Consider the following 17,501-nt stretch of genomic DNA (forward strand, 5'->3'; position numbering starts at 1 on the left):
ACAATGGAAGCTCGTCAAACCATCTTGTGCATCGAGGACGAGGACGATCTCCGCACCGACATCGCGGAAGAGCTGGAGGCCGCCAATTACGACGTGCTCCAGGCGTCGAACGGAAGCGAAGCCCTCAATCTTCTCAGGAAACACCGGCCTGACCTCGTCCTGTGCGACATCACGATGCCCGGGCTCGGCGGGTATGATGTCCTCAAGGCCATGCGCGAAAAGGGCGAGCTGTCGGATATTCCCTTCATCTTCCTAACAGCCCTGGCCGACCGGAACGATGTGCTCGTCGGCAAGCAGGCGGGGGCCGATGATTACCTGGTCAAGCCGATCGACTACGAAATCCTCCTCGCCACGGTGGCCGCACGGTTGAATCAGGTCGCACGGGTACAGAAGAGTGCGGTCCAGCGCGCCGAGGAGGTGTGGGAGGAAATCCTGAAATCCTCGCGGGGCCGCACGATCGAGGCGCTGTACAAGGCGACCTTTGCCTTCGATCGCTTCCTGGTCGGCGTCGTGGTGGTGGACGAGAAGGGAGGCGTCCGTCTCATGAACAAGGAGGCGGAACGCATCCTCGCCGAGGATGACGGGCTGAGCGTTTCACAAGGTGTCCTCAAAGGTGCGGTGCCGAAGCAGAACGCCAAGCTCCACGAGAGCATCGGAAAAGCATTCCATGAGGCCTCGCTTGACGAGATCGTCTCGTTCCAGCGCATATCGGGCGGACGACCCTACCTGGTTCTGATCCCCGGGCAGCGCTTCTCGGCCGAAGAGACCCCCGAGGCGGTGGTGCTGCTCCTGATCGATACCGAGCAGCGAACCAAGGTATCCGGCGACACGCTTGTGCGCCTCTACAATCTGACGCCCTCCGAGACGCGCGTTGCCATGATGCTGATTGACGGGAAGCGGCTCGACCAGATCGCCGAGGAACTCGACGTCGCCCAGACGACGGTGGTCTTCCACCTGAAGAACCTGTTCCGGAAGACGGAAACGAACCGTCAGGCGGATCTCATCCGGGTCCTGCTGTCGGTGCCGTTGCGGGCGGCAGCGGACTGAGCGGCCCGGCGCGGAAGCGTTTACGAACGAGTCACCACGATGTCAGCCAGCAGCCGTGGCCACGTCTCTGCCACGGTTCGTTCAGGTTCCAGTGAGGTTTCGTGGGCTAAACCTTGGGCAAAGGGGCAGGGATGTTGCGAGCCCCTACGTGACGCAAGGTAACGTTCATGAAGATTTCCCGTTTGATCTCAGCCTCCGCACTGGCCCTGGCCCTTGTGACGAGTGCAGTTTCCATCGAGCCAGCCGCTGCGCGCGACCGGATGTCTCCCGGTGCCGCCGCGGCCCTCGGCGTGTTGGGTGGCCTCGCAGTCGGCGGCGCGATTGCCGCGTCGCAGAGCCCTGCCTATGCAGCTCCGGTCTATGCACCGCCTCCGGCTCCCGTCTATGTGGAGGAGGCCGCACCCGCCTATTACCCGCCGCCGGCCCCGGTCTATGTGGAGCGCTGCTTCACCGACCGCTACAGCGAGTGGGTGCCGGGCTGGGGCTGGCAGCCCCGGCGCCGCACGGTCTGCCACTGATTGGACGAAGGCCCGCTTTTGCGGGCCTTTTCTTTTTGGCGATTATATACTTCACGAACCACATGCTATTATTCCTCCTGAATCGCCGGGACAGGAGGGGCGCATGGATCAAGACAAATACGAAAAACTGATGAGTGAGATTTCCTCGCTCGCCGCAGAGAACATGGCTCTACAGCTTGTGGTCACTCAGATGATGCTCCAGATGCGGATGAGGCCGGAAATGCGCCTGATTGTGGATCAGGCGTTCGACCAAGCCGCAAACATCGCTGAGCAATTCAGCGTCTCTCGGGGGAAGAAATCCGGACACATGCCGGAAACGCTTCGGATCATTGAGCAACTGCGGATTGGCGCAACCGGCGGCGACAAGCCGAAGCATGGTGTTTAGCTCCGAAGGGAGCATTGCAGCCTCCATTCAATGAAAAACCCGGCTCACTGGCCGGGTTTCTTTGTGGGTTTCTTGTCCTTGCCCTCTTCAGGCTTGGGCTTTTGTTTGGCTATGGTTCGGAGGGCGCTCTCAAAACGCTCTTCTGATTCGTCACAGCCGAGTTCTCGGGCGGCCTGTTTAAAATTATCGAGTTGTGTCTTCTCTTCCGGTTCAATCATAACCCACCATGTACAGGCTATACGTTGACGAGGTCGGCACTGACTGCCTCACAGGCTTAGACAAGGATCGCAATCGCTATCTAAGTTTAACAGGGATCGCGATGGAACTCAGCCATGCTCGCGATCACTTGAGCCCAGCCATCGCAGATCTCAAGGCTACGGTTTTTGACCATGACCCTGATGAGCCCATCATTCTCCATCGCAGCGAGATTTTGGGAGGGAAGGGCCCATTCGAACGGATCAGAACCGATCCCGACTTCAGAGAGAAGTTCAACCAGAAGATCATGGAAGTTTTTATTGGCACCCGCTTCGCCGTCATAACTGCCTTGATCGATAAAGAATGGATGTTGAAACAGAAGCATTGGCAGAAAACGCATCCGTATCACTATCTCATGGAAATCCTTGTCGAGAAGTATGTCCAGTTTTTAGAGAGAAAAAACACAATAGGCGACATAATGCCCGAAAGCAGGCAAGGCAAAGACGACCTACTGCAAGCTGAGTTTGAACGAGTGCGAAATGCGGGCTCCTCATTTGTGTCTGAGAAGAGGATGCAGTCCTCTCTTCGAGCAAGCAAACTCAAATTCCGCAAGAAATCTGACAACATCGCAGGCTTGCAGATTTGCGATCTGCTGGCACACCCTAGCCATATGTACGTTCGTAGTGAGATGGGTCACCCAGTTAATCTTGGCGTCTTCACTTCGGAGGTATCGAAGGTACTCGTGCACGACAAATACGATAGGTCATACAAAGGCGGGATTAGAGGGTATGGCTTTAAGCACTTGCCCTAGAAACACAAAAGGCGGCCTAACGCCGCCTCGATGGATTATGTACCATCTGTGTACCGACCGCCGTAGCATCGGATTGCCTCTTATATATGCGATTCACGCCTTAAAATCAAGATCTTAGCGCTTAGACGTTAGGCCCTTGATAGGTAAGGCGTTTTCCACCAAATCCTCTAAGGGCTTTCTGAGAACGCTCCTGATCCTCGCAGCCAAGCGCAGAGCGATTGTTGTATCGGAAATCGAATTCAGCGAGATAGCGGTGCAGATGCTGCTTGCCGCAATGCTGATAAACGCCCTTCATTCCTCTCTTAAAGATCGAGAAGTAGCCCTCAATCGTGTTGGTGTGGACGGTCGGGCGATCAAGGCTGACGTATTCGCCCTGACCATGCCGAACGACGTTGTGCTCCGGAAAGCTCTTGCGGAGATGGTGATAGTGGCCCGCCTCGTCGGTCATGATGGAGGCTTCGTTGGCAATATTCTCCTCTAGGATCGGCACGACCGTCGTGGGCTTAAGATCGTCCACGACCATGGAGCGGGTCTGCTTCGTCTCACGGTCCAAGAGGCTCAGAACCTTCATCTTGTGATGATAGGCGCGCTTCTTGGGCTTGCCAGGCTCACGGCCAATTAAAGTCTCGTCAGCCTCGACAACGCCACCGTTGCCGCCCATGGGCGCCAGCTCCCCGGCTCGCATGGCCTCACGGATGCGATGCGCCAAGAACCATGCGCTCTTGTAGGTCACGCCAAGGACCCGATGGAGCTGGTGGGCGCTGATGCCCTTCTTTGAAGCGCACATGAGATAGACCGCCTGAAGCATCTTGTTCAGCGGGATATGGGCGCTTTCAAAGACAGTGCCGACCTTGACAGTGAACTGCTTGCGGCAGTCCTGACACTTGCGGAGGCCAAGGCGCGTCTTGCGAAGGTCGTAGTGCTTGCCCATCGATCCACAGTGAGGGCAGACGGGGCCTTCCGGCCACAGGATGCCCTCAAGGTAGGCGAACGCCGCTTCCTCGTTGTGGAAATAGGGTTTTGACAACACCGACATGAACTTAGCTCCTTAGGAATAAAGGTAGCTTCATTCACGTGGTTTGTAAAGTATATAATCCCCTTTCTTTTAAGGGGCCGGGCGCAACTCGGACTCCGCTCCGGCGTTGACGGAATACGAGATCAGTGCGAGCGCAGCCGATGTCAAAATCTCCGAAGCATCCCACCAAGTCCCCTTCCGGGCTCAACCCGGGGGACCAGGCGCCTCCCGGCACTCCGGGAATCGGTGAAAATATCTGCCGCGAATGCAAGGGAAGCGGACGAATTGGCAACCGCCCATGCCCCAATTGCGGCGGGACGGGCATCGTGATGGAAGAAATTGGCGGAGCCTGACCGCGGAATCAGGTCTTGTCCGGCTTGGCCATCCAGCGGATCAGGGGCAGCAGCGGCACGATCCAGATCAGGCCGAGGACGATATAGGCAAGAGTCTGCACGAGCTTGGGCGCTTCCGTGATTCTGCCCTCGGCGGCCGCCATGGCGAAGATCGCATAGAAGCCGACGAAAACCAGCATCACCACCGTGCCGATGAATTTGCGCGTGCGAATTCCCATACCCGGCTTCCCCGTTCAGACTGGCGGCGAACGCAAGGTGCGTCACCGGCATGAATTGCCACTCCCGGCCGCACCCTCTATGTGACAGGCCCTGTCCTGGGTTCAAGCCCAAATCCATCGTGAGAGTGAGTATGGCTGTCGCAGCCTCGACGCAAGGCATGGCGCTTTCAGGTCTCCCGACGACGCGGAACCTGCTCGCCGTTCGCACCTGGCTTTATGTTCTTGCCGCCCTGGTCATCGCCATGGTGGCCGTCGGCGGGGCGACGCGCCTGACCGGGTCCGGCCTCTCCATCACCGAATGGAAGCCGGTGACGGGCGCCATCCCTCCCATGTCGGAACAGGCCTGGATCGCCGAGTTTGAGAAATACCGGCAGATCTCGCAGTACGAGCTCGTCAACAAGGGGATGACGCTCTCCGAATTTAAATTCATCTATGCCTGGGAATGGGGACACCGGCAGCTCGGCCGGCTGATCGGCCTCGTCTTTTTCCTTCCGCTCCTGTTCTTCTGGTGGCGTGGCACCATCAAGGGACGGCTGGTGCTGACCCTGCTCGGAATCGGAGCCCTCGGGGGGCTCCAGGGCGCCGTCGGCTGGATCATGGTGGCCTCCGGCCTGGAGCCGGGCATGACGGCTGTCGCCCCTATCAAGCTCGCGCTACACCTGAGCGTGGCAAGTCTCATCCTGGCATGCCTCGTCTGGGTGGCCGCTGGGCTGAGGGACGAGAGTTCCATGCTTCCGGGTGCCGAGCCGAAGCCCGGTCTTGCGCCCAAGATCCTCCTGGCCCTTGTCCTTTTCCAGATCGCCCTTGGCGGACTGGTGGCAGGCTCGAAGGCCGGCCTCACCTACAATACCTGGCCCATGATGGACGGCAATTTCGTTCCGCCGGCCTCGATCCTGTTCAGCGTCACGCCCGTCATCGAGAACTTCGTCGATAACCTCGCGCTGGTGCAGTTCAATCACCGCATCGTCGCCTATGGGATCGTGGCCTTTGCGATATGGCACTCCTGGTCGACATGGCGGCGGGCGCCAGCCTCGAAGGCGGCGCGCAGGGCCGTCGCGCTCGCGGCTCTCGGGCTTGGGCAAATGGTTCTCGGCATCGTCACGCTCGTCCTGGTCGTGCCGCTCTGGGCCGGCCTCCTGCATCAGGTCTTCGCGATGATCGTCCTCTGCATGGCTGTCGTTCATGCCCGCGTCGGCGAACTTGCCAGCGCCTGACTGCAAAGAAAAAGGGCAGCCGGAGCTGCCCTTCTTGCGTCGAGTCCGGCATCCTTAGCGGATGATCTGGACCACGCGATGGGTGCTGGGCTCGACCAGTACCGGGGTGTCGTTCACGACCGTATAACGGTAGCCCTTGACGCCGTATTCGGCGGGAACCTCGTAGTAGGTTACGCCGGAAGACGGCAGAACAGTGCCGACACGCACCTCCTGCTGATAGGCGTAGGAAGGAACGCTCTGCGTGACAACGTACTGGCGGAACTTCGGCTGCTGGTCACCGACGATTCCACCGACGATGGCTCCGGTAACGCCGCCGACCGCAGCGCCGACGGGACCACCGACGATGGCGCCGCCGACGGCACCCGTTGCGGCGCCGGCCGCGGCACCACCCTCAGCATTCGTCTGAGCAAAAGCGCCAACAGGCGCCATGGCGGCAAGAAAAGCAGCGGTAAGAAGAAGTTTCTTCGACATGAGTAGCACTCCTTAGCAGTGAAAGTCGGAGTTCTAACGGCTAGGCATGACGCCAGTTCCCGCCATTCATTTGGGGTTCACTGGAATCTTTTTTGCGAATTTCCAGTATTCAAGCGGAACATTATCGGCGGAAGCATTTCGGCGGGTGAAACCTCCGAACTAGCCTCGTTCAGGCTTTTCCAAAGGGAAAATAGTCGTTCCGTCTTGGGAGCTTGGTGAATAATCTGTTAAATGGATACAGTGTTAGAGAAGCCTGGCTTCTCGGCCGGGCCCAGAAACAAGACTGATTGGGAGTAAGGCATGAACGTGCTGGTTTTTGCGTCACGCAAGGGGGGCTCCGGCAAGAGCACGCTTGCCGCTCATCTTGCCACCTATATCGCGACGCCGGAGCGTAAGACGCTTCTCGTCGACTGCGATCCTCAGGCGTCCCTGTCCTTCTGGCATCGCATCCGTGGAACGGAAAACCCTGCTCTCAAGCACGGACCACGCGACCTCTCTCAGGCCCTCAAGACCGCGCAGGCCGAAGGTTACGAGTGGGTGCTGATCGATACGCCACCGAACAAGTCTCCCATTGTCGTCGAAGCCATCCGTCACGCGACGCTCGTGATCATTCCGACGCGGCCGAGCCTCTTTGATATCGCTGCCGTGCAGGACACGGTCGCCATCGCCCGCGAGCTGCGCAAGCCCTATGCGGCGGTCATCAATGGCGCTCCGGCCAAGCGCGGCGGGGATGAAGCTCCCATCGTTGCGGATGCGCGGGGAGCGCTCAACGCCCTGAAGGTGCCGGTCTGGGCGGGTCAGATCACCCATCGCGCCGATTTCTCGATGGCTCTGGCGGAGGGCGAAGGCGCCGAGGAGTTCGATCCCGGCTCATATGCCGCCGACGAGCTCGGCCGTTTGTGGACGGCGATCGATCGCTCGATCAAGGCCGTGCGCGGCGCCGGACGCGGATCGCGGAGCGCAGCCTGAGCTCAGAGGAACCGGCCGCTCCCATGAAAGAAAGCGGCCCGTCGGGCCGCTTTTTCGCATTGGGAACGTCCGCCGGGACATCAGGCCGCGTCGAGAGCCTGGTCGAGATCGGCGATCAGGTCATCCTTGTCCTCGAGGCCGACCGACAGGCGAACCACTTCGGGTCCTGCACCGGCCTGGACGCGCTGCGCATCGGTCAGCTGCCGGTGGGTGGTCGAGGCCGGGTGGATGACGAGCGACCGCGTGTCGCCGATATTGGCAAGGTGGGAAAACAGCTTGAGGTTCGAGACGAGTTTCACGCCTGCCTCGTAGCCGCCCTTCAGGCCGAACGTGAAGACCGCACCGGCACCCTTCGGGCAGTACTGCTTGGCGAGGTTGTGATAGCGGTCCGAGCGAAGGCCGGGATAGCTGACCCAGGAAATCTTGTCGTGCGCGGCAAGATGCTCGGCGACCGCCAGGGTATTGTCCGAATGCCGCTGCATGCGCAGGGGCAGGGTCTCGATGCCGGTGAGAATGAGGAAAGCGTTGAAGGGCGACAGTGCCGGGCCGAGGTCACGCAAGCCCAGCACGCGGCAGGCGATGGCGAAGCCGAAATTACCGAACGTCTCGCCCAGCACCATTCCGCCATATTCGGGACGCGGCTTGGACAGCATCGGATAGCGGTCGTCGCCTGCGAAGTTGAACGAGCCGCCGTCGACGATGATGCCGCCGACGGAATTGCCGTGGCCGCCCAGGAACTTGGTCGCCGAGTGCACGATGATGTCGGCGCCATGCTCGAAGGGACGAATGAGGTAGGGAGTGGCCATCGTATTGTCGACGATGAACGGGATCCGATGCTTCTTGGCGATCGCCGCAATCGCCTGGAGATCAACGATCACGCCGCCGGGGTTCGCGATGGATTCGACGAAGATCGCCTTGGTCTTGGGCGTGATGGCTGCTTCAAAGCTGGCGGGGTCGTCGGAATCCGCCCAGACCACGTTCCAGCCGAAGTTCTTGTAGGCGTGGTTGAACTGGTTGATCGAACCGCCGTAGAGCTTGCGTGCCGCCACGAACTCGTCGCCGGGCTGGAGGAGGGTGTGGAACACCAGGAATTCTGCAGCATGGCCCGAGGCAACGGACAGCGCGGCGGTGCCTCCCTCCAGCGCCGCCACCCGCTCCTCGAGGACGGCGCAGGTCGGGTTGCCGATGCGCGAATAGATGTTGCCGAAGGCCTGAAGCCCGAAGAGCGAGGCCGCATGGTCCACGTCGTCGAACACGAACGAGGTCGTCTGGTAGATGGGTGTCGCTCTCGCGCCTGTTGCGGCATCCGGCGCCGCTCCTGCATGAATGGCAAGCGTATCGAATCCTGGCAGGCGATCGGTCATGGCGACGGTCTTCTTTCTGGAGGGACAACGGTTGTTCTATTTAAAGAACGGACCGTTCGTCAGGTCAAGATGGATCGGCAAGCCTACCGGTCACGTCACCTGCACAACCTGAGGCACTGACGCGGTTGGTTGGAGAGGTGCCTGCGGCCTGGGCCTGGCGGGTCCGGGACCGCTGTTCCTAGCGCGGCCGGTTGAGGCTGAGCTTCTGAAATCCCTTGCCGGCCAGAACCGGCTTCTTGGCACTCAGCATTCGCGAATTGACGCCCTGCCAGGAGATTTCGCCGGAGAGCCGGCCGAACTCGATCTTGGGGCAGCGGTCCATCACCACCTTGATGCCCTTTGCTTCGGCCCGGGCGGCTGCCGCGTCGTTTCGCACGGAAAGCTGCATCCAGATCACCTGGGGCAGGGGGTCGAGGTTCAATGCCTCGTCGGTGATCGGCCCGGCGGCCTCCGAATTGCGGAAGATCTCAACCATGTCGAGAGGGTGGGGCACATCGGCCAGCGTCGCGTAGACCCTCTTCCCAAGCAGCTCTCCCCCTGCGAACCCGGGATTGATTGGGATGACGTCATAGCCACGCTCGAGCAGATATTTCATGACGATCCAGCTCGGACGGGCCGGATTCTGAGACGCGCCGACAAGCGCGATCGCCTTCACGCTTTGAAGAATGCCGCGAATGTAATCGTTCTGGTAATTGTCGTGATCCATCGGGGGACCGTATGGGAGAGGGCGGGGCAGTTCAATGGGCATAATGTGTCGATGATATCTCACAAGCCGGCGATGACGCGGGAGGAGCTCAGTGCCTTCCTCGACCGTGAGTTTCCGCAGATCCATTTCGGGGGCCGGACCTTTCACGTCGAGGAGATCGGTCCGTCCTTCGCGCGTCTGCGCATGGACTATCACGAACGCCATTTGCGTCCTGGAGGGACTCTTTCAGGTCCATCCATGATGAGCCTGGCGGATCTCGCGCTTTATGCGGCGATCCTCGCCCAGATCGGCCCCGTTGCTCTGGCGGTCACCACCAGCCTGAACTTCAACTTCCTGAGAAAGCCGGATCAGAAGGCGCTCATCGCCGAATCGAGGCTCCTCAAGCTCGGCAAGCGCCTTGCGGTCGGGGAGGTCTCGATCCGTTCAGACGGCCACACGGATCTCGTCTGCCATGCCACCGGGACCTATTCGATCCCGGACAGACGGTAACGAGCGGGTCGTTGCGTTCAGGGCACCCCTGTCAGTTCCGGCTCTCGCTTCGCTCGCCCGGAGTGACGATGGTTCCCATCCAGGCCGAGCAAATCGATTCGAGAGACCTACGACGGCTTCTTCGGCGCCAGCGCGTCGTCGATCTGCTGTGCGCGAAGGGCGGCGGGGCGGTTGGCAACACGTTGCCAGTAACGCTCGAAAGCGGGGCGCTTCTCCAGGGTCCCGAACATCATTCCCCAACCGACCTGCGCCCCGACATAGACATCCGCGGCGGTAAAGGCGTTGCCGGCGACATAGTCCGATTGCGAGACGGCATATTCCAGGGTGTTCACGGCATCCTCAACGGAACCGTAGCCGATCATTCGCCGGCGTTCATCAGGCACCTGAAATCCAAGAGCCGTGTTGCTCAAGGCCGCTTCCAGCGGACCGGCGGCGAAGAACATCCAGCGATAATATGGGCCCCTCAGGCGGTCGCCATGCGGCGGTGCAAGCCCTGCCTCCGGAAAGGCATCGGCCAGGTAGGCACAGATCGCAGCCGCCTCCGTGACCACTGTGTCGCCATGGCGGATCGCCGGAACCTTTCCCATCGGGTTGGTTGCGAGATAGCCGGGGGCCTTCATGCTCGTGCCGAAATCCAGAACTTCGGTACGGTAGGGGCGGCCGACCTCCTCCAGCATCCACCGCGCAATGCGTCCCCGCGACATCGGATTCGTGTAGAAGACAAGTTCGTCGGCCATAGGAAATATCCCTGTTCGATTCCCGTATCGGACCTTACGCGGAGGATTGAGCCGATGCCACGGCCCTTTCCGGAAGAAATGTGGTGTTAGGATACCGCACGTGTGGCATTATGATACCGTATGGTGAAAACCCCTTCATTTAAAGGGTTTTGCAGGCCTTCGGCGGGCTCGATTGTGGTTGACATCGCACCCGGAACTTTCTAATCACCGCTCACTCGCCGCCGCATCTTGCGGCGGCTGTCGTTTTCAGAACCTGAGCCGATCATGGCTCCAACGGGAACCAGCGCAATGAAGACTACGACTTCGCTGAAGCCCGCCGAGGTCGAGAAGAAGTGGGTCGTAATCGACGCGAATGGCCTCGTTGTGGGCCGCCTCGCGACGATCGTTGCCATGCGTTTGCGTGGCAAGCACAAGGCGAACTATACGCCCCACGTCGACTGCGGCGATAACGTCATCGTCATCAACGCCGACAAGGTGGTGTTCACCGGCCGCAAGCGCGACCAGAAGGTGTACTACCATCACACCGGCTATCCGGGCGGCATCAAGGAGCGGACTGCGAAGTTCATCCTCGAAGGCCGTTTCCCCGAGCGCGTGGTCGAGAAAGCCGTGGAGCGCATGCTCCCGCGCGGCCCGCTTTTCCGCCAGATCATGGGCAACCTGCGCGTCTATGGCGGCGCTGAGCATCCTCATACGGCTCAGCAGCCCGAGACCCTGGACGTGGCGGCCCTCAATGCTAAGAACGTGAGAGTCTAATCATGGCGACCCTCCAGTCTCTCGCCGATCTGGGCCAGACCGCCCAGACCGCCGCTCCGGAAGCTCCGAAGCATGTCCAGAAGCTCGACGCCCAGGGCCGCGCCTATGCGACCGGCAAGCGTAAGGACGCTGTCGCCCGCGTGTGGATCAAGCCGGGTTCCGGCAAGATCGTCGTCAACGACCGCGCGGTCGAGGTCTACTTCGCCCGTCCGGTGCTGCGCATGATCCTGGCGCAGCCGCTCCAGGTTGCGAACCGGGACGGCCAGTACGACATCGTCGTGAACGTCAACGGCGGCGGCCTCTCTGGCCAGGCCGGCGCGGTCCGTCACGGCCTTGCGAAGGCGCTGACCCACTATGAGCCGGAACTCCGGGGCCCGCTCAAGAAGGAAGGCTTCCTGACCCGCGACGCCCGCGTGGTCGAGCGCAAGAAGTACGGCAAGGCCAAGGCTCGCCGCAGCTTCCAGTTCTCGAAGCGCTAAGCGCTCAGGACAGCCTGCAATTACAAAAGGGCGGCTTCGGCCGCCCTTTTTGTTGTAGTGGATTGGAAGCCGGCCGGCCTCCAACCGCCGCGCTTGTTGACAGGCGCTGCGATCCATCGCATGTCATAGGCATGATCGACCCGACCACCATCCGCCGACGTCGCATGAACGCTCCCGCCGCGCGAGCGCGATGACGGCTGTTCCAGTCCGATCGCAGGCCGCGCCAATGCGCGGCTTTTTTGTTTTCTCATCCTTCATCTGCCTTATATCAGCCGCCTGACGGGCAAAAACGGATCGACGGTGACGACCATGACGACAGCAGCGCTCGACGCACGAACCAAGACGGTGTTCATCGACGGGGAGGCGGGGACCACGGGCCTCGGCATCCGGGACCGCCTCAAGGGTATTCCCAGCCTCGCCCTCAGGAGCATCGATCCCGAGCGGCGCAAGGATCCATCTGCGAAGCGCGAGATCCTAGGCGAGGTCGATCTCGTGGTGCTCTGCCTGCATGATGATGCGGCGCGGGAAACCGTGGCCCTCGTCGACGGCCTCGACGGCCGCAAGCCGAAGATCATCGATGCCAGCACCGCCCATCGGGTGAGCCCCGGCTGGGCCTACGGCTTCGCCGAGCTTGCGCCCGGTCAGCGCGAGGCGATCGCGAAGGCGGATCGGGTCGCCAACCCGGGGTGCTACCCCACCGGGGCTATCGCCCTGATCCGGCCGCTCGTCGATGCCGGGCTGGTCCCTCCGGACTATCCGATCAGCGTCAATGCGGTCAGCGGCTACAGCGGCGGTGGCCGGTCGATGATCGAGGCCTACGAGGCGGGGACGGCGCCTGCCTTCGAACTCTACGGCCTCGGTTTCGAGCACAAGCATGTGCCCGAGCTGCAGAAATATACCGGCCTGACCCGCCGGCCGATCTTCATCCCCTCGGTCGGCAATTTCCGGCAGGGCATGCTCGTCAGCGTGCCCCTGCATCTGGAGTTGTTGCCTGGAAAGCCCAAGGCTGAGGAACTCGAGGCAGCCTTGGTTGAATGGTATGGCGACAGCCCTGTCGTGTCGGTCGTTCCGACGCATGCCGACGGGAAGCGCTCCGAGCGGATCGAGCCTGAGGCCCTGAACGATACGAATCTGATGGAGCTTCGCGTGTTCCGTCACGCTTCCTACCGTCACGCGGTCCTGGTGGCGCGCCTCGACAATCTCGGCAAGGGAGCCTCCGGCGCGGCCGTTCAGAACATCAAGTTGATGCTTGGCCTAGGCTGACGCGGGACGCAGCCGGGAGGAACGGCCGGCATCGAGGCTGCTCTCCTCGAATCCCGATACCCTCTGGCGCTGCTCTCCGAGACCCTCGATGCCCAGGCTCATCACCTCGCCGGCCTTGAGATAGCGCGGCGGCTTCATGCCCATGCCGACACCGGGAGGCGTACCCGTCGTGATGACGTCGCCCGGTTCCAGGATCATGAAATGTGAGACGTAGGAAACGATCTGCGGCACGTTGAAGATCATCGTCTTCGTCGAGCCTGTCTGCATGCGCTTGCCGTCGACATCGAGCCACATGGCGAGATTGTGCGGATCGGGGATCTCGTCCCTCGTGACAAGCCACGGGCCGAGAGGGCCGAAGGTCGGGCAGCCTTTGCCCTTCGTCCAAGTGCCGCCGCGCTCGATCTGGAATTCCCGTTCGGACACGTCGTTGCAGATGCAATATCCCGCCACGAAATCCATGGCCTCGTTCGCGCCGACATAGGAGGCGCGCTCGCCGATCACGATGGCGAGTTCCACCTCCCAGTCGGTCTTCTGTGAACCGCGGGGAATGATCACGTCGTCGTTGGGACCCACGATACAGGAGGGCGCCTTGTTGAAGATGATGGGCTCGGCCGGGATCGGCGCTCCGGTCTCGGCGGCATGGTCCGCATAGTTCAGCCCGATGGCGATGAAGTTCCCGACCTTGCCCACGCAGGCGCCGAGCCTCTGTCCCGCCGGCACCACGGGAAGGCTGCTCGGATCGAGCTTTCTCAGCTTATCCAGCCCGCCGCCGCTCAGGGTGCGTCCGTCGATATCTGGAATGACGGATGACAGGTCCCGGATCCCGCCCTCGGCATCCACCAGTCCCGGCTTCTCGCGCCCGATCTCTCCAAATCGCACCAGCTTCATCGGCATTTTCCTTCCTGAAATCGAGGCATCATATGGTCCGATTTCCCGAAGGGGCGCAACCGAACTTTCCCTGTCACAGGAATGTTGCCGTTTTGTCACGGAGGCGCAGGAAGTACGATTATGGGGTATATCGCTCGCATAACAAAGTTTCGATTCGCTCGGCCGCACTACTCGGTCGTTTACATATGAACAATTTTAATACGTTGCGGAAATAGCATGAATTTAAAGTATATGCTGAAAAACACATAGTAATAACAAAGAAATAAAAATTCTATATTGAGTGGCATTAGATTCTCATTAACCGATTGCGGCAGAAATGAAGCATTGGCAGAGTGGATGCTAACGCGCGGAGATTCTCCCGCAGCGGCAACAATAAACCCATAGGGCGGGACATTTCTCATGCGTTTCAATCGGTCACTGATCCTTGCCGCCATATCGCTCGCGGCGCTCGTTTCCGCTCAGGGTGCCGCGCAGGCGGGCGCCTTTGCGTTGCGTGAGCAGAGCGCAACCGGCCAGGGCGAGTCGTTCGCGGGCGTCGCCGCCGGCGCGGCGGGCGTCTCGTCGATGTATTGGAACCCAGCCACGATCACCATGGCGCCGGGCTGGCAGAGCGAGTTCCACGGAACCGCCATCATTCCGGAATCGAAGATCACGCCCGTCTACACGGTTCCGGCCGGACTCAGGGCGCTCGGCCCCGCGGGTGATATCGGTCTCGACGCGGTCGTGCCTGCCAGCTACACGAGCTATCAGGTCAACGACAGTCTCTGGGTCGGTCTCTACAGCGGCGCCCCCTTCGGGCTCGTGACCAAGCCCAACTCCATCTGGGCGGGCCAGCTCTACGCCCGCACGACGTCGGTCTTCTCGTATGAAATGATGCCGACCGTCGGCTACAAGGTGAACGATTGGCTGTCGGTGGGCGCGGGCGTGAGGGCGCAGTACTTCAAGGTCCGGTACTTCTCGGCTATCGGTCCGACCCCGACCTCGCCGTCCCCGTTCGCCGCTTCCGCCGGTCTCGAGGGAGACAGCTGGGGCATCGGCTACTCCCTGGGCGCCACGCTGACACCGTTTGCCGGAACGTCGATCGGTATCGGTTTCCGCTCCGCCGTGGATCAGAAGCTCGAAGGCTCGTTCCAATATTTCGGGATTCCGATCAAAGCCAACCTGACACTGCCCGAGTCCGTGTCCGTGGGTCTCAGCCAGCGGATTACCGATGCCTTCACCCTCAATGCGACGGCCGAATGGACGAACTGGAGCCGCCTCGGTTTCCCGCGTGTGACGAACGGCCTGACCGGCGGTCTCCTGGCGCAGTCGCCGTATCTGCCGCTGGACTACAAGGATGGCTGGTTCTTCTCGGTGGGTGGCGAGTACCGCATCAACCCGGCCTGGCTCGTCAGGGCAGGTGTCGGCTACGAGATCTCGCCAATCGAAGTCGAGACGCGCAGTCCGCGTCTGCCGGATTCCGACCGTGTGTGGCTGTCCGTGGGAACGACCTACAACTGGAGCGACCAGCTCTCGTTCGATCTCGCCTATACGCACATCTTCTCGGTCGGGAACACCGACATCAACATTGCCCCGGGCAACCCCACCTTCGCGACGCGCGGTGTCGTGCTCGCAGCGGATGTGGACTCGCAGGTCGATATCATCTCGGCGGCGATCAAATACCGCTGGGACAATCCGGCGAAGGCCATCCCGGCCCCGATCGTTCGCAAGTACTGACGGGCTTTCTAGCCGCTCAGGGAAAAAAGGCCGGCTTCATGCCGGCCTTTTTAGTTCGGGCGCCGCAGCTTTGGGCACCTCACGCCTTGTCAGGATTTCACGAGGACATAGGTTCCAGGCGCATCGCAGAGCGGTTTGAGCTTTCCGCCTCCAGGCTTACGGGCCGGCACCCGACGCGGCGCCTGCCTCTCGATCCATGAAAACCAATAGGGCCACCACGTGCCCTCGGTCTCCCGCGCCTTTGCGACCCAGTCCGCAAGCTCGCCCTCGACCGGACCACCGGTCCAATACTGGTATTTGGGCTTCGCCACGGGGTTGACCACGCCAGCAATATGCCCCGATCCGGCGAGGACGAATTCCACAGGGCCTCCGAAGCCTTTCGACCCGAGAAACACCGAGCGGGCAGGGGCGATGTGGTCTTCCTTCGTCGCCAGGTTGAAGATCGGGGCCTTGACCTTTCTCAGGTCGAGCTTGACGCCGTCCATCTCCATTTCGCCCTTGGCCAGCTTGTTCTCCAGATAGCAGTTGCGAAGGTAGAAGGCGTGGTTGGCTGCCGGCATGCGTGTGGAATCAGAGTTCCAGTAGAGCAGGTCGAAGGGGAAGGGCGCGTGGCCCTTCATGTACACGTTGACCACATAGGGCCAGATCAGGTCGTTGGGGCGCAACATGTTGAAGGCATTGGCCATGTGGGAGCCTTCCAGGTACCCCCGGCGCTTCATGCTGGCCTCGAGAGCGCTGACGCGGTCCTTGTCGACGAACACCTTCAGGTCCCCGGCATGGGCGAAATCGACCTGAGCCGTGAAAAAGGTCGCGCTGTCGATCCTCTTGTCCTTCTTCGCGGCCATGTAGGCGAGCGTCGAGGCAAGCAGGGTGCCGCCCACGCAATAGCCGATGGCCGTTACCTTCTTCTCGCCGGTCGCGGCCTCGATCGCGTCCAGCGCCGCGAAGATGCCCTCCCGCATGTAGTGCTCGAAGCTCTTGTCGACGTGTTCCGGGCCTGGATTGACCCAGGAGATGCAGAAGACCGTCAGTCCCTGCGATACGGCCCACCGGATAAAGCTCTTCTCCGGGTTGAGATCGAGAATGTAGAACTTGTTGATCCATGGAGGGACGATCAGCAGCGGGCGCTTCAGCACCTTGTCCGTCGTGGGCGTGTATTGAATGAGCTCTATCAGCGGATTGCGGAAGATCACCTTTCCGGGGGTCGTCGCCATGTTGACGCCGACCTTGAAACGCGTCGGATCGGAATGGCGGATCCTGAGTTCACCGCCTCCGGCTTCGATATCCTCGGCCAGCATCTCCATGCCGCGGACGAGATTGGCGCCGTTCTTGCTGAGTGTTTCGCGAAGAAGCTCCGGGTTGGTCAGCAGGAAGTTGGACGGTGAGAGCGCGCTGGAGAGCTGACGGAGATAGAACTGCGCCTTGTGGCGGGTTTGGTCGTCCACCCCCTCCGCATGCTCCACCAGATCCTCCGCCCAGCGCGACGTGATGAGATAGGCCTGTTTCAGAAAGTCGAACACCGGGTTCCGGGTCCATTCCGGATCGTGAAACCGATTGTCCTTTTCTTCGGGTGTGACAACGGGTTCGGCAGGCTCGCCATGGGCGCGCCTCAACGTGGAGGACCAAAGATCCAGGAACTGCGTCCCCAGCCGCGTCTGTGCGTCGAGCGCCTTTTGTGGATCCGTCATCCAGGCTTCGGCCACATGTCCGAGGGACCGCATGGCCTCTGCGGCTTCCTCGGCAAAACCGGACCGATGCTGTCCTTCGGTCAGAGGTTTGAGGTAGGCCGCTGTCGCTTTTCCGGCTCCCTCGAAGAACCGCGTTAGGTTGCGTGACAGTTCGTCGAAGTCCGGCGTCGCGGGAGAGAGTGTCTCATCCCCAGGCGGCTTGTCCATAAGGCGTTCTCCCGA

21 protein-coding genes are annotated in these 17,501 nt (G+C 61.0%); 12 read left to right on the top strand and 9 right to left on the bottom strand.

Features of this window, described 5'->3' with window-relative positions; all coding sequences use genetic code 11:
• Positions 1–3: 3 nt before the first annotated feature.
• The 3 genes from AC522E_RS09225 (at position 4) to AC522E_RS09235 (ending at position 1,950) form a co-directional block, all read left to right on the top strand.
• On the top strand, positions 4–1,047 hold the full coding sequence (locus tag AC522E_RS09225) for a response regulator (RefSeq protein ID WP_500750125.1): 1,044 nt from the start codon (positions 4–6) through the stop codon (positions 1,045–1,047).
• A gap of 167 nt (positions 1,048–1,214) precedes the next feature.
• The gene (locus AC522E_RS09230; RefSeq protein WP_500750126.1) at positions 1,215–1,565 is read left to right on the top strand and encodes a hypothetical protein; all 351 of its coding nucleotides are present in this window, start codon (positions 1,215–1,217) and stop codon (positions 1,563–1,565) included.
• Between the two features lie 103 nt (positions 1,566–1,668).
• Complete coding sequence (locus AC522E_RS09235; protein ID WP_500750127.1) at positions 1,669–1,950, top strand: hypothetical protein; 282 nt, start codon at positions 1,669–1,671, stop codon at positions 1,948–1,950.
• Between the two features lie 44 nt (positions 1,951–1,994).
• On the opposite strand, the gene AC522E_RS09240 is transcribed toward AC522E_RS09235, so the two are convergent.
• Complete coding sequence (locus tag AC522E_RS09240) at positions 1,995–2,168, bottom strand: hypothetical protein (RefSeq protein ID WP_500750128.1); 174 nt, start codon at positions 2,166–2,168, stop codon at positions 1,995–1,997.
• Between the two features lie 8 nt (positions 2,169–2,176).
• Here AC522E_RS09240 and AC522E_RS09245 point away from each other — a divergent pair, with 8 nt between their 5' ends.
• Positions 2,177–2,956, top strand: coding sequence for a DUF3800 domain-containing protein (locus tag AC522E_RS09245; protein WP_500750129.1), 780 nt, complete (start codon positions 2,177–2,179; stop codon positions 2,954–2,956).
• A 121-nt stretch (positions 2,957–3,077) separates the two neighbouring features.
• Here the strand turns inward: AC522E_RS09245 and AC522E_RS09250 are convergent, their stop codons facing one another.
• On the bottom strand, positions 3,078–3,992 hold the full coding sequence (locus AC522E_RS09250) for an IS1595 family transposase (protein ID WP_500750130.1): 915 nt from the start codon (positions 3,990–3,992) through the stop codon (positions 3,078–3,080).
• A gap of 140 nt (positions 3,993–4,132) precedes the next feature.
• Between AC522E_RS09250 and AC522E_RS09255 the strand changes: the two genes are divergently transcribed.
• Positions 4,133–4,324 carry a hypothetical protein gene (locus tag AC522E_RS09255; RefSeq protein ID WP_500750131.1) on the top strand — a complete coding sequence of 64 codons (192 nt, stop codon included), beginning with the start codon at positions 4,133–4,135 and terminating at the stop codon, positions 4,322–4,324.
• 8 nt (positions 4,325–4,332) lie between these two features.
• On the opposite strand, the gene AC522E_RS09260 is transcribed toward AC522E_RS09255, so the two are convergent.
• Positions 4,333–4,542, bottom strand: a complete 210-nt coding sequence (locus tag AC522E_RS09260) for a DUF2842 domain-containing protein (RefSeq protein ID WP_500750132.1) — start codon at positions 4,540–4,542, stop codon at positions 4,333–4,335.
• A gap of 158 nt (positions 4,543–4,700) precedes the next feature.
• Here AC522E_RS09260 and AC522E_RS09265 point away from each other — a divergent pair, with 158 nt between their 5' ends.
• Positions 4,701–5,756: a COX15/CtaA family protein gene (locus AC522E_RS09265; RefSeq protein WP_500750632.1), complete on the top strand. Its 1,056-nt coding sequence runs from the start codon at positions 4,701–4,703 to the stop codon at positions 5,754–5,756.
• A 54-nt stretch (positions 5,757–5,810) separates the two neighbouring features.
• On the opposite strand, the gene AC522E_RS09270 is transcribed toward AC522E_RS09265, so the two are convergent.
• A complete protein-coding gene (locus AC522E_RS09270; RefSeq protein WP_500750133.1) occupies positions 5,811–6,227 on the bottom strand; it encodes a DUF1236 domain-containing protein in 417 nt (138 codons plus the stop codon).
• A gap of 300 nt (positions 6,228–6,527) precedes the next feature.
• On the opposite strand from AC522E_RS09270, the gene AC522E_RS09275 reads away from it, so the two are divergent.
• Positions 6,528–7,196: an AAA family ATPase gene (locus AC522E_RS09275; RefSeq protein ID WP_500750134.1), complete on the top strand. Its 669-nt coding sequence runs from the start codon at positions 6,528–6,530 to the stop codon at positions 7,194–7,196.
• A gap of 80 nt (positions 7,197–7,276) precedes the next feature.
• On the opposite strand, the gene AC522E_RS09280 is transcribed toward AC522E_RS09275, so the two are convergent.
• Both AC522E_RS09280 and AC522E_RS09285 read right to left on the bottom strand, forming a co-directional pair.
• Positions 7,277–8,560, bottom strand: a complete 1,284-nt coding sequence (locus AC522E_RS09280; protein WP_500750135.1) for an O-acetylhomoserine aminocarboxypropyltransferase — start codon at positions 8,558–8,560, stop codon at positions 7,277–7,279.
• Between the two features lie 178 nt (positions 8,561–8,738).
• Positions 8,739–9,266, bottom strand: a complete 528-nt coding sequence (locus AC522E_RS09285; protein ID WP_500750136.1) for a CoA-binding protein — start codon at positions 9,264–9,266, stop codon at positions 8,739–8,741.
• A 51-nt stretch (positions 9,267–9,317) separates the two neighbouring features.
• On the opposite strand from AC522E_RS09285, the gene AC522E_RS09290 reads away from it, so the two are divergent.
• A complete protein-coding gene (locus tag AC522E_RS09290) occupies positions 9,318–9,755 on the top strand; it encodes a PaaI family thioesterase (protein WP_500750137.1) in 438 nt (145 codons plus the stop codon).
• A 107-nt stretch (positions 9,756–9,862) separates the two neighbouring features.
• Here AC522E_RS09290 and AC522E_RS09295 read toward each other — a convergent pair whose 3' ends face one another.
• Positions 9,863–10,492, bottom strand: coding sequence for a glutathione S-transferase family protein (locus AC522E_RS09295; protein ID WP_500750138.1), 630 nt, complete (start codon positions 10,490–10,492; stop codon positions 9,863–9,865).
• A 288-nt stretch (positions 10,493–10,780) separates the two neighbouring features.
• Between AC522E_RS09295 and rplM the strand changes: the two genes are divergently transcribed.
• The 3 genes from rplM to argC all read left to right on the top strand — a co-directional run bounded on the left by rplM (position 10,781) and on the right by argC (position 12,987).
• A complete protein-coding gene (gene rplM, locus AC522E_RS09300) occupies positions 10,781–11,245 on the top strand; it encodes a 50S ribosomal protein L13 (RefSeq protein WP_500750139.1) in 465 nt (154 codons plus the stop codon).
• Positions 11,246–11,247: 2 nt separating this feature from the next.
• Entirely contained in the window at positions 11,248–11,724 is a 477-nt protein-coding gene (gene rpsI, locus AC522E_RS09305; RefSeq protein WP_500750140.1) for a 30S ribosomal protein S9, read from the top strand.
• Positions 11,725–12,033: 309 nt separating this feature from the next.
• Entirely contained in the window at positions 12,034–12,987 is a 954-nt protein-coding gene (gene argC, locus AC522E_RS09310) for an N-acetyl-gamma-glutamyl-phosphate reductase (protein ID WP_500750141.1), read from the top strand.
• On the opposite strand, the gene AC522E_RS09315 is transcribed toward argC, so the two are convergent.
• Positions 12,979–13,875 carry a fumarylacetoacetate hydrolase family protein gene (locus AC522E_RS09315; RefSeq protein ID WP_500750143.1) on the bottom strand — a complete coding sequence of 299 codons (897 nt, stop codon included), beginning with the start codon at positions 13,873–13,875 and terminating at the stop codon, positions 12,979–12,981. The two genes, argC and AC522E_RS09315, sit on opposite strands and share 9 nt — an antisense overlap.
• A gap of 399 nt (positions 13,876–14,274) precedes the next feature.
• Here AC522E_RS09315 and AC522E_RS09320 point away from each other — a divergent pair, with 399 nt between their 5' ends.
• On the top strand, positions 14,275–15,591 hold the full coding sequence (locus AC522E_RS09320; RefSeq protein ID WP_500750144.1) for an OmpP1/FadL family transporter: 1,317 nt from the start codon (positions 14,275–14,277) through the stop codon (positions 15,589–15,591).
• A gap of 89 nt (positions 15,592–15,680) precedes the next feature.
• Here the strand turns inward: AC522E_RS09320 and AC522E_RS09325 are convergent, their stop codons facing one another.
• On the bottom strand, positions 15,681–17,486 hold the full coding sequence (locus AC522E_RS09325) for a PHA/PHB synthase family protein (protein ID WP_500750145.1): 1,806 nt from the start codon (positions 17,484–17,486) through the stop codon (positions 15,681–15,683).
• Between the last annotated feature and the right edge of the window lie 15 nt (positions 17,487–17,501).

It is taken from the genome of Microvirga sp. BF8, assembly GCF_059888585.1.